The following is a 12,802-nucleotide window of genomic DNA, read 5'->3' as shown; positions in this document are numbered from 1 at the left end:
CTCATGGGATTTGACGGAAAAATAGCGCTAGTTACTGGTGCAAGCCGTGGTATTGGCCGTGCGATTGCAGAAAAGCTAATAGCATGTGGTGCTACCGTAATTGGTACAGCAACGAGTGAAAACGGTGCTAAAGCGATCAGCGAATATTTAGGCAATAAAGGTAAAGGTTTTGTGTTAAACGTCACAGAAACTGACTCTATTGAAAAATTTTTAGCTGATGTGCGCGCGGAATTTGGCGAAATTGATATTTTGGTCAATAATGCAGGTATTACTCGTGATAACCTGTTGATGCGCATGAAAGATGATGAGTGGCAAGATATCATTGACACTAATCTTTCATCAGTCTTCCGTCTGTCTAAAGCAGTTATGCGTGCTATGATGAAAAAACGTTATGGTCGCATAATTACTATTGGTTCAGTAGTTGGAACCATGGGTAATGCTGGACAGGCAAACTACGCGGCAGCAAAAGCGGGTGTGATTGGTTTTAGTAAATCATTAGCACGCGAAGTTGCTTCCCGTGGCATTACGGTAAATGTTGTTGCTCCTGGCTTTATCGAAACTGATATGACCAGAGCGTTAACAGAAGACCAAAGAGCCGGTATTTTATCTCAAGTGCCAGCTAACCGTTTAGGTGATGCCAAAGAGATTGCCAGTGCTGTAGCTTTCTTAGCTTCTGATGAAGCAGGCTATATCACGGGTGAAACATTGCATGTCAATGGCGGCATGTACATGGTCTAATTACGGGGACGTCTTTATATTTGCTTTTTGCGTACAATATAATGCAAAATATAGCGAATAAAGTAGTCCACACAGTCGGGATTGGTTAGATCTTTTCCTGTATTTATAAACTAAGAAAATCATCGCGCAAGCGAGTTTTGATAGGAAATTTAATAGTATGAGCACTATCGACGAACGCGTTAAGAAAATCATTGTTGAACAACTGGGTGTTAAAGAGGAAGAAGTTGTGAATTCAGCTTCATTTGTTGATGACTTAGGCGCTGATTCTCTTGACACAGTTGAGCTGGTAATGGCTCTGGAAGAAGAATTCGATATCGAAATCCCAGACGAAGAAGCAGAAAAAATTACTACAGTTCAAGCTGCTATTGATTACGTTGAAAACGCAGGTAAATAAGCTTGCTAATCTAGGCGGTCACTCGACCGCCTATATTCTTAATCCTAAACTTTTTCCCTCCTTGGAGGATAAGCGTGTCTAAGCGTCGTGTAGTTGTGACCGGACTAGGCATGTTATCTCCTGTCGGTAATAACGCAGAAGCTTCTTGGAAAGCTGTGTGTGCCGGACAGAGTGGTATCGGCCTTATCGAAGAATTTGACACCAGTCATCATGCGACTAAATTCGCAGGATTGGTAAAAGATTTCAATCATGAAGATTACAATCTTTCGCGTAAAGATGCGCGCAAGATGGATCTCTTTATTCAATATGGTATTGCAGCAGGTGTTCAAGCCATTGCGGATTCAGGTCTTGAAGTAACAGAAGCCAATGCAAGTCGTATCGGAGCTGCTATTGGTTCTGGTATTGGTGGCTTAGGCCTTATCGAGGAAAATCATTCATCATTAATCAATGGTGGCCCTCGTAAAATTAGCCCATTCTTTGTTCCTTCAACCATCATTAATATGGTTGCTGGCCATTTAAGCATTATTTATGGCTTACGTGGACCGACCATTTCTATCGCAACTGCATGTACATCAGGTGTGCATAATATCGGGCATGCCGCTCGTATTATCGCTTATGGTGATGCTGATGTGATGTTAGCGGGCGGCGCTGAAAAAGCAACAACACCATTAGGTGTTGGTGGTTTTGGTGCAGTACGTGCATTATCAACACGTAATGATGATCCTCAAGCGGCAAGTCGCCCATGGGATAAAGATCGTGATGGTTTCGTGTTAGGTGATGGTGCAGGTGTGTTAGTCCTCGAAGAGTATGAACACGCTAAAGCACGTGGCGCTAAAATTTATGCAGAAGTTGTTGGTTTTGGTATGAGTAGTGATGCTTACCATATGACCTCTCCTGCAGAAAATGGCGCCGGTGGTGCACTTGCAATGGAAAACGCATTGAAAGATGCGGGTATTACCGCTGCTGATGTCGGTTATATCAATGCGCATGGTACTTCTACTAATGCGGGTGATATTGCAGAAGCGCAAGCTGTTGAAACGGTATTTGGCAAAGGGACGGATGTATTAGTTAGCTCAACAAAATCGATGACGGGTCACTTATTAGGTGCTGCCGGGGCGATTGAGTCTATCTTTACTATTTTGTCTTTACGTGACCAAATTGTACCGCCAACAATCAATCTTGATAATCAAGATGAACATTGTCACCTTGATTTCGTACCACATAAAGCGCGTAAAGTTGAGAACATGGATTATGCACTATGTAACTCATTTGGCTTTGGTGGTACCAACGGTTCGATTCTCTTTAAGCGTGTGTAAACCGCTTATTCGCGTATTGAATTAGTCTAAAGACCCAGACGTCATGCTGGGTCTTTTATTTTATCTATAGCTTTGTCCTTTTACATTAACTTGTTTATCATGTACAAAAAATATCAATAACATAGATTATAAATAAGGTGTTTGATGTATTGGGTAAATGGACAACAGCAACAAAGCATCAATGTGAGTGATCGCGCGGTACAATTTGGTGATGGCTGTTTTACAACACTTGCTGTTGAACAAGGTAAACCTATTCTATTATCTGCTCACCTTAAGCGTTTACAACGCGGTTGTGATGCACTGTTTTTGCCCTCACCAGACTGGCAATGGTTAGCCAGCCATCTTCTACAAATAGCGTCCACAATCACTGAAAAAAGTGTTATTAAGGTGATTATTAGCCGCGGAAGCGGTGGGCGAGGCTATTCATCGAAAGGCTTTGACACACCCACAGTGATCACATCCTGCTCAACTTACCCGTTTTATTATCATAACTTACAAAAGCAAGGGGTTTCTTTAGCTATTAGCCCAGTGAGATTGGGACAAAATAGTTTATTAGCCGGTATCAAGCATCTTAATCGCTTAGAGCAAGTGCTGATTAAACACCATTTAGAAACAACCCCATTTGATGACATGTTAGTGTGTGACAATGAAGGATATTTAGTTGAAGCGAATGCCGCAAATCTTTTCTGGCGTAAAGGAAATCAATTATTTACCCCGGATATTAGTCTTTCGGGTGTGAATGGGATCATGCGCCAGCAGGTATTAGATTTTGCGCAACAATTGGACTGGGATATTCACATTGTGCGAGAAAAACCGCAAACGCTCTATCAAGCAGATGAAATTTGGTTAACCAATGCACTGATGCCCATTATTCCCGTAAAACAGATCTATTTTTCAGATGATAAGCACTATCAATATCGCGATAGAGACGCTTACCATGTTGTTTTACAACACTGTTTGTCACTGACTTAACGTTTGATGAGTTATAAATGAAGATAAAAAAATTAGTTTGGATAGCCTTTTTTGCATTATTGATTAGCGCTGGCGCAGCCACATTATATATTATGCAAAGCCTTCGTGGGTTAGAGAACAATGTTGTGGTAAAGCAAGATGAAATGCTGCTTACTGTTCCGGCAGGAACAGGGCGTATTGCGATGGAACAATTGCTTATTAAGAATAATCTTCTTAAACAAGGAGATTATTTTCAAATTTTATTAAAAGTAAAACCAGAACTCAGTCAATTTAAAGCAGGGACTTATCGTTTAACAAAAGGTATGACACTGCGAGATGTTTTGCTGTTAATAAAAAGTGGCAAAGAGGCGCAGTTTACGATTCGATTTATCGAGGGTAGCCGTTTAAGTGATTGGCAAGCTATTTTTGATAAAGCTCCTGAGTTAAAGATTGTCGCAAATGGTATGGAAAGCGATAAGTTACGCCAAGAAATAGGAATGAAGCCTGAAATTACCCATCTTGAGGGTTGGTTTGCTCCTGATACTTACCATTACACCGCAGGCACGACGGATATCGCCATTTTAAAACGTGCTTATCAGCAAATGGAAAAAACATTAGAAGAAGAGTGGCTAAAACGCGATAGTGATTTACCCTATAAATCTGCCTATGAAATGTTGATTATGGCATCGATTATTGAAAAAGAGACTGGCATTGATGCAGAAAGAACCAAAGTGGCCTCGGTGTTTGTTAATCGTTTAAAACGTAATATGCGCTTACAAACTGATCCCACTGTGATTTATGGGTTAGGTGATAAATATCGCGGTACAATTTATCGCAGTGATCTTAATGGCTATACGCCTTACAATACCTACCAAATTGATGGGCTACCGCCAACACCGATTGCTATGCCAAGTGTTGCTTCCATTAAAGCCGCAGCACATCCTGCGGATACGCGTTATCTCTATTTTGTCGCAGATGGCACTGGGGGACATAAGTTTTCTACAACGTTGGCGGAGCATAATAAAGCCGTCGCACAATACCGACGCTTACAACAAAGATAATTATGAAAAACAGCAAATTTATTGTTATTGAAGGATTAGAAGGGGCTGGCAAAACCAGTGCTATTCAAACGGTTGTTGATACATTAAAACAACAAGGGATCACCGATTTGGCCTTTACGCGCGAGCCGGGGGGAACTCCGCTTGCAGAAAAATTACGGGAATTGATTAAACAAGGTATTGAAGGCGAAAAAGTTACCGATAAAGCTGAATTGCTAATGTTATATGCTGCACGAGTGCAACTGGTTGAAAATGTGATAAAACCAGCTTTAGCCCAAGGTAAGTGGGTGATAGGGGATAGACACGATCTCTCTTCACAAGCATATCAAGGTGGTGGTAGAGGAATAGACAAAGCCCTGATGAAGTCACTACGTGATACGGTATTAGCAGATTTTAAACCTGATCTTACCCTTTATCTTGATTTAGATCCGGCCGTTGGTCTAGCCAGAGCACGAGCAAGAGGTGAATTGGACAGAATAGAAAAAGAGTCTATGGACTTTTTTTACCGCACTCGCGAACGTTATCAAGCATTAGCAAAAGAAGACGCCTCGATTATTACCATTGATGCATCACAAGATATTGATAAAGTACAAGCGGATATTCGCGATGTACTCAATCAGTGGCTGACTCAGGAAAATAGCGCATTATGAATTGGTATCCTTGGTTAAATCAGGCATATCGACAACTGGTAAGTATGTACCAAGAAGGGCGTGGTCATCATGCGATTTTGTTGCATGCATCTCAAGGAATGGGGGCTGATGCACTTTCTTATGGATTAAGTCGTTGGTTAATGTGTCAGAATAAGCAGGGTTCAAAAAGCTGTAATGAGTGTCATAGTTGCCGTTTGATGTTGGCAGAAACACATCCAGATTGGCATATCTTGCAAAATGAAAAGGGAAAGTCATCAATAGGGATCGAAGCGGTTAGAAAAGTCACCGAAAAGCTTGAGCACCATGCACAACAAGGTGGCTCACGAGTGGTATGGATAAAAGAGGTTGAGGCATTAACAGAAGCGGCAGCCAATGCGTTATTAAAGACCTTAGAAGAGCCACCAGTTAATTGCTATTTTTTATTGAATTGTCAACAACCTGAAATATTGCTAGCAACACTACGTAGTCGCTGTTTCTATTACCATTTAGCACCGCCTGAGATGAATTATGCGATACATTGGCTACAACAACAGCTACCTAATATGGCTTATGCCGATGGTGTCACAGCATTAAACCTATCTCAAGGTGCGCCCGTTTTAGCGTTATCATTACTAAAACAAGAATGGCAAGAAAGGGAAGCCTTCTGCCAAGCGTTATATGTTAGCTTACAACAACGAAATTTATATGGGTTGTTAGCTCAGTTCAATCAAGATAATGCTGAACGTAAGATCTATTGGTTATTATCATTACTGTTGGATGCTTTAAAACGACAAACTCATGCTGAAGTGTATTGTGTCAACCAAGATAAGCAGCCATTAATTATGGCGTTATCACAGTTGCCTTCTGCAATGTTGCTAGCGGTGAGCGAAAGCTGGAAACAGTGTCGTCATCAATTAGTTACCATTCCAGCAATCAATAAAGAGCTATTGTTGGCAGAACAGTTACTTGATTGGGAAGCCCAGCTAGTTGCTCTAGGGAAATAATTTCCCTTTCCATTTAGCAGACAAGTAAAAGAAATAATATAAAGTTATATAACGATGAGAGTACATTATGTTTTTAGTTGATTCACACTGCCATCTTGACAGCTTAGATTATGAAAAACTGCACAAAAATATTGATGATGTTGTAGAAAAAGCACAACAGCGTGATGTCAAATATATGTTAGCTGTCGCAACAACATTACCTGGCTTTAAAAATATGCGCGAACTGATCGGCAAGCGTGATAATGTGGCTTTTTCTTGTGGGATTCACCCATTAAACCTTGATGAGGGACACGATGTCGCTGAGCTTGCGCGCCTTGCAGCTGAGGCCGATGTTGTTGCATTAGGCGAAACAGGTTTAGACTACTATTATCAACAAGAAAATGCGTCACTTCAGCGTGAAATTTTCCGTGAACATATTCGCATTGGGCGCCAAGTTAATAAACCTGTTATTGTACATACGCGTAGCGCTCGTGAAGATACGCTAACTATTTTAAAAGAAGAAAAGGTTCAAGACTGTGGCGGTGTATTGCACTGTTTTACGGAAGATAAAGAAACAGCAATGGCGCTACTTGATCTTGGTATGTACATCTCTTTTTCAGGCATTGTGACATTTAGAAATGCCGAGCAAATTAGAGAAGCTGCACGTATCGTACCACTTGATCGCATTCTGGTTGAAACGGACTCACCATATTTAGCGCCAGTGCCTCATCGTGGTAAAGAGAACCAACCCGCTTATGTACGTGATGTTGCTGAGTATATGGCCGTATTAAAAGGGGTGAGCATAGAAGAGCTTGCTCAGCAAACCACCCGTAATTTTGCAACACTTTTTCAAATACCAAACCTCGCAGACTAAGTTGTTCAATAGAAATATTGGCGAGTGATGGCTAGGAATTAAAATAAATAATAAGGTGATAAAAATGGCAGAAGAGACAATTTTTAGTAAAATTATTCGTGGTGAAATTCCTGCAGATATCGTTTTTCAAGATGATACTGTCACTGCATTTCGTGATATTTCACCCCAAGCGCCTACTCATATTTTAATTATCCCCAATAAACTTATTCCAACGGTAAACGATGTTACTGCACAAGATGAACAAGTTTTAGGTCATCTATTTGTTGTGGCAGCTAAAATTGCTCAGCAAGAAGGTATTGCAGAAGAGGGATATCGTTTAGTAATGAATTGCAATAAACATGGTGGGCAAGAAGTTTTCCATATTCATATGCATCTTTTAGGTGGAAAACCATTAGGGCCATTATTAAGCAAATAATCTAATGTGATAATAGATCATCATGGCAACAAGGTAGCAGCATGATAAAACAAGCTAAAAGGGTTTATTCATTACTTATAGTATTGTTGATGACAACGTTATTGGCTGGATGTTTTGCGTCTCATTCAGACAATAAACTCTATTTTAATCGTCAACAATCTATTGTGATGGAGCCGTCGGTTTTAGCTGTAGGTATTGTGGCAGGCAAACCATTATTGACGCGTTATGAACAGGGGAGTCGCGCCACGGTGACGTTATCGAATACGCGATCTTATCCTGTCTCTATTCGTTATCGTTTTTATTGGTATAACGAGCAAGGACTGGAAATTTCGCCGGCAGGCCGCGTAAATGATGTAATGATTTTGGGCGATGGTGATACTGAGATCAGTGCTGATATACCCAATAAAACAGTAAGTTATGTCAGAGTCTATCTCTTTACTTAGGATAAGGTAGTCATATGAAAAAAATGCTATTTGTGGTGGCAGCGGTATTTTTACTGGCAGGTTGTCCATCGATGTTACCACAACAACCCCCAGCACCTGTAGAGCCTGTTACTCCCACAGAGCCAACAGAGCCACCTAAACCTATCGAGCCACCCATAGAGGTTGTACCAACACCGCCAAAAATAACCAGTATTAATTGGAACGCGGCCATTCAGCCATTAATTAGAGAGATGTCTGTCACGGATGATTTAGCAACTGGCAAATTATTAGTGGTTGATAATGTAAAAAATAATTCGGGCGGAAACATCCAAGCTGTTAATGCTACTAACACAATTATCGACTCGGTAAATAGTATTAGTGCATTACAAACAGTTCCTTATGCACAAATGATGTCAGCAAGAAAAGCATTAGGACTATCCGGTGAAGATAGCTTAGGATTGCGCAGTGCGGCAATTGGTTTAGCGCGTTATTTGCAAGCAGACTATATTTTGTTTTCTACTGTCGATGGTAAGAAAGATAATCGTGTGATCAGCATGCAATTAATGTCGGTTGCGAGCGGAGAAATACTCTGGAGCGGGCGCCATAAGGTTGAGTAAATCTTATCAACAACAGTTATTGAGCCTATTGCGGGAATGGTTTCCCGCAATACCCTTATCACAGTGGCAAATAACCGCCTTAGCGGGATTAGGGGGCGGTACTTTTCGTTTGCAAAGTAATGGGATAGATTGGGTTGCTCGTTATTATGGCACTGAAAAAACGGCACTTTTTGTTAGGGCTAAAAAAGAGTCTTCGATTTTAAAACAGCTATTAAATACTCAGCTTGCACCAAATATTATTAAACGCCATGGTGCATGGTTTTTTTTCCAGTGGCTAGAGGGTGAGCATCTTACTCATCAGCAGTTATTTGGCTCCCATCTCAAATCATTAGCTCATCAAATTGCTAAGTTACATCAGCAAAAACCTTTTGGGTTTCCTCTTGATTTGTGGCATGAACTTTCAGTCTATTGGTATCATATTGACAGAAAACGATTATCACCAAAGTGGTTACGTTTACATCACGATTTTTTACGTCAACCTCGACGTATACTCATAAAATACGCGCCAGCTCACATGGATCTTCATCCTGAGAATATTCTTCTGAGCGATTCAGGTATAAAATTTATTGATTGGGAATATGCTGCTGATATTGATACGGCAGATTCATTAATGACATTTTTTGCCGCAAATCAGTTAAACAGCGCACAACAAACAGCATTTTTACATGAGTATTGTGCATATCATCACTATACTGAATTAAATAATGATCAGCAAAATAGGCAGCACCCACAACAGCAGTCGTTTTATTCGGTTAACGTATTAAAGCAGCGTATTTTATCAAGAGAACCCTTTATCTTGTATATGATGCTGATGTGGTATGAGGTTCGTTGGCAACAAACCAAAGATAACGCGTTTTTGGCTATGTCTGAACCTTTACGTTGCTATTTTAGTCTGATGAATTGAAAAGATTTTATTATTGCAATAACAAAGAGAGGAATGTTATGGGTCCTGTAATGCTTGATGTTGAAGGATATGAGCTCGATAACGAGGAGCGTGAAATTTTAAAGCATCCCCTTGTTGGTGGTTTGATCCTTTTTACCCGCAACTTCCACGACGCTGAGCAGTTAAATGAATTAGTGCGCCAAATCCGTGATGCTTCCCATGAGCGTTTAGTGATTGCCGTTGACCAAGAAGGAGGGCGAGTACAGCGCTTTCGTGATGGTTTTACTCGCTTACCTGCCGCGCAATCTTATGCTGCGCTTAATGAGCGCTATCAAGCTAGTCGCTTAGCACAAGAGGCCGGTTGGTTAATGGCATCAGAAATGATCGCAATGGATATTGATATTAGCTTTGCTCCAGTCCTAGATCTTGGTCATGACTGTATTGCTATCGGTGAGCGCTCTTTCCATGAGTGTCCAGAAATCGCTATGGATATGGCGGAAAGCTTTATTAAAGGAATGCGCTCTGCAGGTATGAAATCAACAGGTAAGCATTTTCCTGGTCATGGTGCCGTCAGAGCCGATTCCCATAAAGAAACGCCACGTGATGAGCGCTCTTTAAACGATATTCGTCAACGTGATATGGCTATCTTTAAAGATTTTATCCAACGTCAATTATTAGATGCCATTATGCCAGCTCATGTTATTTATTCTCAGATTGATGAGCGTCCAGCAAGTGGCTCTCCTTATTGGTTGAAATCAATTTTACGTGAACAACTCGGTTTCCAAGGCGTTATTTTCTCTGATGATTTATCTATGGAAGGTGCCGCTATTATGGGAAGTTATGCGCAGAGAGCGCAACGTTCATTAGATGCGGGTTGTGATATGCTTTTAGTGTGTAATAACCGTAAAGGGGCGGTAAGTGTGTTAGATAACCTGTCCTTTGTCAAAGCAGAACGCATTTCGGCGTTGTACCATCACCGAGGTCGTTACACATTAAGTGAACTGCAAGCATCTGATCGTTGGAAAAAAGCGAATCAAATGCTGACCCAATTACAGGAGCAATGGCAGGAGCGCGCATGATTATATATTTACATGGCTTTGATTCCACCAGTCCGGGAAATCATGAGAAGGTATTACAGCTACAGTTTATTGATCCTGATGTCCGTTTTCTCAGTTACAGTACGTTGCATCCACGTCACGATATGCAACATCTACTCAAAGAGACGGATAAACTGATTAAATCGACAAAACAGCCGGTGCTGATTTGTGGTGTAGGATTAGGTGGCTACTGGGCAGAGCGTATCGGTTTTTTATCTAATATTCGCCAAGTAATGATTAACCCCAATCTTTTTCCATATGAAAATATGACTGATAAGATTGATAGACCTGAAGAGTATTTAGATATTGCCACTAAGTGTATTCAAGATTTTCGCTCTAAAAATAGAGACAATGCATTAGTGATTTTATCCCGTCATGATGAGATTTTAGATAACCAGCGTTCTGCTGATGAGTTATCACCTTATTATTCGATTATTTGGGATGAAACGCAGACACATAAGTTCAAAAGCTTGTCAGAACATCTTTTTAAAATTAAAGCATTTAATAGCAAAATCCCCGCTTAAAATTGGCTTATGTAAGATGGACAGAGTGCATTTTGTCCATCTTTTTTTGATTTATATTTTTTCTTTTCTTTATTATTTTAAGCCCCTCTCATATTCCGACTGAATTATTCACTTATATCCTCTATCTAATTGATAGTTCTGGTAAAAAATAGCTATATGTCAATAAGATGTTCTATTGGCGAATGAAAAACAACCTAAATGACTCGATTCATCAAAAAACAGGTATGAAAATTCAAATTTTTTTGATATAAATCAACTTTGGTATGACCATATTGCCAATGAGCTTTGGCTATTATCAAAATCATTGACTGAAACGTTTTAACTGTCGTTATTTAAGTGGATTTAACCAAGATGACTTAAATAACAACAGTAAATATCTTTAGGAGTGACGTTATATGTCATTAACAAAAATTGTTATAGTCGGTGGTGGAGCTGGTGGATTAGAACTAGCGACTAAATTGGGTGATAAGTTAGGGCGCAAAAAAAAAGCAGAAATTACCCTTGTTGATAGAAATAATAGTCACTTATGGAAACCTCTGTTACATGAAGTTGCCACAGGCTCGTTAGATGATGGTGTTGATGCATTAAGTTATCTCGCTCATGGTTATAACCATCACTTTAATTTTCAATTAGGCACTTTAACAGGGCTTGATCGCCAACATAAAAATATCACTTTGGCTGCTATTTATGATGAAAATCAAGAGCTATTAGTTCCAGAGCGTCAACTCGATTATGATATTTTAGTCATGGCCTTAGGCAGTAAATCTAATGATTTTGGCACCCCAGGGATCAAAGAGCACTGCATCTTTTTAGATAGCCCACAGCAAGCACACCGTTTTCATAATGAAATGCTCAATTTATTTTTAAAATATTCAGCAGACTCCAACGCAGAAGCTGAAAATCGTAAAGTAAATATTGCGATTGTGGGTGGTGGTGCAACTGGAGTGGAATTATCTGCCGAATTACACAATGCTGTTCGCCAACTCAATAGTTATGGTTTAAAAAAATTAGCGCCATCAGCCCTTAATATCACGCTTGTTGAGGCGGGTGAGCGAATATTACCTGCATTACCCGTGCGTATTTCAAGTGCAGCACACCAAGAGCTGACTAAGTTGGGTGTGCGCGTGATGACGAAAACCATGGTAACAAGCGCCGATGAAAAAGGGTTAAATACCAAAGATGGCGAGCATATTGATGCTGATCTGATGGTTTGGGCTGCGGGGATCAAAGCCCCAGACTTTATGAAAGATATCGCTGGATTAGAAACCAATCGTATTAACCAATTAGTCGTTAAGCCGACATTACAAACAACATTAGATGATGCGATTTTTGCGATTGGTGATTGTGCATCCTGTCCGCGAAAAGAGGGAGGTTTTGTTCCGCCAAGGGCACAATCCGCTCATCAAATGGCAAGCCGTTGTTATAGCAATATTTTAGCCATGTTAAAGGGTAAAACGTTAAAAGAATATGTGTTTAAAGATCATGGCTCGTTAGTTTCGCTCTCTAAATTTAGTACGGTAGGGAGTTTGATGGGCAACTTAATGAAAGGCGATATGATGATAGAAGGGCGTATTGCACGTATCGTTTATATTTCTTTATACCGTATGCATCAAATCGCGTTACATGGTTATCTTAAAACGGGTTTGATGATGTTAGTTGGATCAATCAATCGTGTGATTAGACCAAAACTAAAACTTCATTAGTGAATAATGGTTTATTTTTCTAACTTTTGTTTCTTTTAGCAAACAAAAGTTTATTTTAACCCCCCGCAGTATTTATATTGTCGGGGGTTTTATCTATCTAAAGAGTAGTAATAATTGTGAACAGTCAAAATAAGAATCTCTGAATTAGATGATTAATTCAGTAGAAAATATTTATGTGGATATCGAATTAATTTTTTA

15 protein-coding genes are annotated in these 12,802 nt (G+C 40.0%); all 15 read left to right on the top strand.

The annotated features are described in order from the left end of the window. Positions 1-3: 3 nt before the first annotated feature. The 15 genes from fabG to AACU95_RS00755 all read left to right on the top strand — a co-directional run bounded on the left by fabG (position 4) and on the right by AACU95_RS00755 (position 12,604). Positions 4-738, top strand: a complete 735-nt coding sequence (gene fabG / locus AACU95_RS00825) for a 3-oxoacyl-ACP reductase FabG (RefSeq protein ID WP_004247085.1) — start codon at positions 4-6, stop codon at positions 736-738. 157 nt (positions 739-895) lie between these two features. Beyond that, positions 896-1,132 (top strand): acyl carrier protein, encoded by a 237-nt coding sequence (acpP, locus tag AACU95_RS00820; RefSeq protein WP_004247087.1) that lies wholly within the window; start codon positions 896-898, stop codon positions 1,130-1,132. Between the two features lie 74 nt (positions 1,133-1,206). Then, positions 1,207-2,448 carry a beta-ketoacyl-ACP synthase II gene (fabF, locus tag AACU95_RS00815; RefSeq protein ID WP_004247823.1) on the top strand — a complete coding sequence of 414 codons (1,242 nt, stop codon included), beginning with the start codon at positions 1,207-1,209 and terminating at the stop codon, positions 2,446-2,448. Positions 2,449-2,592: 144 nt separating this feature from the next. Then, a complete protein-coding gene (pabC, locus tag AACU95_RS00810) occupies positions 2,593-3,420 on the top strand; it encodes an aminodeoxychorismate lyase (protein ID WP_004247089.1) in 828 nt (275 codons plus the stop codon). Between the two features lie 17 nt (positions 3,421-3,437). Continuing rightward, on the top strand, positions 3,438-4,460 hold the full coding sequence (mltG, locus tag AACU95_RS00805) for an endolytic transglycosylase MltG (RefSeq protein WP_004247090.1): 1,023 nt from the start codon (positions 3,438-3,440) through the stop codon (positions 4,458-4,460). A gap of 2 nt (positions 4,461-4,462) precedes the next feature. Then, entirely contained in the window at positions 4,463-5,107 is a 645-nt protein-coding gene (tmk, locus tag AACU95_RS00800) for a dTMP kinase (RefSeq protein ID WP_004247091.1), read from the top strand. Continuing rightward, positions 5,104-6,090, top strand: coding sequence for a DNA polymerase III subunit delta' (gene holB, locus AACU95_RS00795; RefSeq protein WP_004247825.1), 987 nt, complete (start codon positions 5,104-5,106; stop codon positions 6,088-6,090). The genes tmk and holB overlap by 4 nt, the downstream gene beginning before the upstream one ends. Before the next feature lie 67 nt (positions 6,091-6,157). Continuing rightward, on the top strand, positions 6,158-6,943 hold the full coding sequence (locus AACU95_RS00790) for a metal-dependent hydrolase (RefSeq protein ID WP_004247093.1): 786 nt from the start codon (positions 6,158-6,160) through the stop codon (positions 6,941-6,943). 64 nt (positions 6,944-7,007) lie between these two features. Beyond that, on the top strand, positions 7,008-7,358 hold the full coding sequence (hinT, locus tag AACU95_RS00785) for a purine nucleoside phosphoramidase (RefSeq protein ID WP_004247827.1): 351 nt from the start codon (positions 7,008-7,010) through the stop codon (positions 7,356-7,358). 41 nt (positions 7,359-7,399) lie between these two features. After that, positions 7,400-7,801 (top strand): YcfL family protein, encoded by a 402-nt coding sequence (locus AACU95_RS00780; protein WP_004247095.1) that lies wholly within the window; start codon positions 7,400-7,402, stop codon positions 7,799-7,801. Positions 7,802-7,815: 14 nt separating this feature from the next. After that, complete coding sequence (locus tag AACU95_RS00775) at positions 7,816-8,397, top strand: penicillin-binding protein activator LpoB (protein WP_004247096.1); 582 nt, start codon at positions 7,816-7,818, stop codon at positions 8,395-8,397. Then, the gene (locus AACU95_RS00770; RefSeq protein ID WP_161737143.1) at positions 8,390-9,301 is read left to right on the top strand and encodes a phosphotransferase; all 912 of its coding nucleotides are present in this window, start codon (positions 8,390-8,392) and stop codon (positions 9,299-9,301) included. The genes AACU95_RS00775 and AACU95_RS00770 overlap by 8 nt, the downstream gene beginning before the upstream one ends. Before the next feature lie 38 nt (positions 9,302-9,339). Further along, a complete protein-coding gene (nagZ, locus tag AACU95_RS00765; RefSeq protein ID WP_004247099.1) occupies positions 9,340-10,359 on the top strand; it encodes a beta-N-acetylhexosaminidase in 1,020 nt (339 codons plus the stop codon). Then, positions 10,356-10,901: an alpha/beta hydrolase YcfP gene (gene ycfP, locus AACU95_RS00760; RefSeq protein WP_004247100.1), complete on the top strand. Its 546-nt coding sequence runs from the start codon at positions 10,356-10,358 to the stop codon at positions 10,899-10,901. Before nagZ ends, ycfP begins: the two co-directional genes overlap by 4 nt. Positions 10,902-11,296: 395 nt before the next feature. Continuing rightward, the gene (locus tag AACU95_RS00755; RefSeq protein WP_004247101.1) at positions 11,297-12,604 is read left to right on the top strand and encodes an NAD(P)/FAD-dependent oxidoreductase; all 1,308 of its coding nucleotides are present in this window, start codon (positions 11,297-11,299) and stop codon (positions 12,602-12,604) included. Positions 12,605-12,802: the final 198 nt, after the last annotated feature.

This window comes from Proteus sp. G4415 (assembly GCF_963896075.1).
Taxonomy (GTDB): Bacteria; Pseudomonadota; Gammaproteobacteria; order Enterobacterales; family Enterobacteriaceae; genus Proteus; species Proteus mirabilis.
Note: the sequence above shows the minus strand (reverse complement) of the source record. Positions and strands in the feature narration are given on the sequence as shown.

Coding starts and splice junctions, on each gene's coding strand:
- ycfP (WP_004247100.1), top strand. CDS start 10,356: ATGATTATATATTTACATGGCTTTGATTCCACCAGTCCGGGAAATCAT.
- acpP (WP_004247087.1), top strand. CDS start 896: ATGAGCACTATCGACGAACGCGTTAAGAAAATCATTGTTGAACAACTG.
- tmk (WP_004247091.1), top strand. CDS start 4,463: ATGAAAAACAGCAAATTTATTGTTATTGAAGGATTAGAAGGGGCTGGC.
- AACU95_RS00775 (WP_004247096.1), top strand. CDS start 7,816: ATGAAAAAAATGCTATTTGTGGTGGCAGCGGTATTTTTACTGGCAGGT.
- hinT (WP_004247827.1), top strand. CDS start 7,008: ATGGCAGAAGAGACAATTTTTAGTAAAATTATTCGTGGTGAAATTCCT.
- AACU95_RS00755 (WP_004247101.1), top strand. CDS start 11,297: ATGTCATTAACAAAAATTGTTATAGTCGGTGGTGGAGCTGGTGGATTA.
- AACU95_RS00790 (WP_004247093.1), top strand. CDS start 6,158: ATGTTTTTAGTTGATTCACACTGCCATCTTGACAGCTTAGATTATGAA.
- fabG (WP_004247085.1), top strand. CDS start 4: ATGGGATTTGACGGAAAAATAGCGCTAGTTACTGGTGCAAGCCGTGGT.
- nagZ (WP_004247099.1), top strand. CDS start 9,340: ATGGGTCCTGTAATGCTTGATGTTGAAGGATATGAGCTCGATAACGAG.
- pabC (WP_004247089.1), top strand. CDS start 2,593: ATGTATTGGGTAAATGGACAACAGCAACAAAGCATCAATGTGAGTGAT.
- holB (WP_004247825.1), top strand. CDS start 5,104: ATGAATTGGTATCCTTGGTTAAATCAGGCATATCGACAACTGGTAAGT.
- AACU95_RS00780 (WP_004247095.1), top strand. CDS start 7,400: ATGATAAAACAAGCTAAAAGGGTTTATTCATTACTTATAGTATTGTTG.
- mltG (WP_004247090.1), top strand. CDS start 3,438: ATGAAGATAAAAAAATTAGTTTGGATAGCCTTTTTTGCATTATTGATT.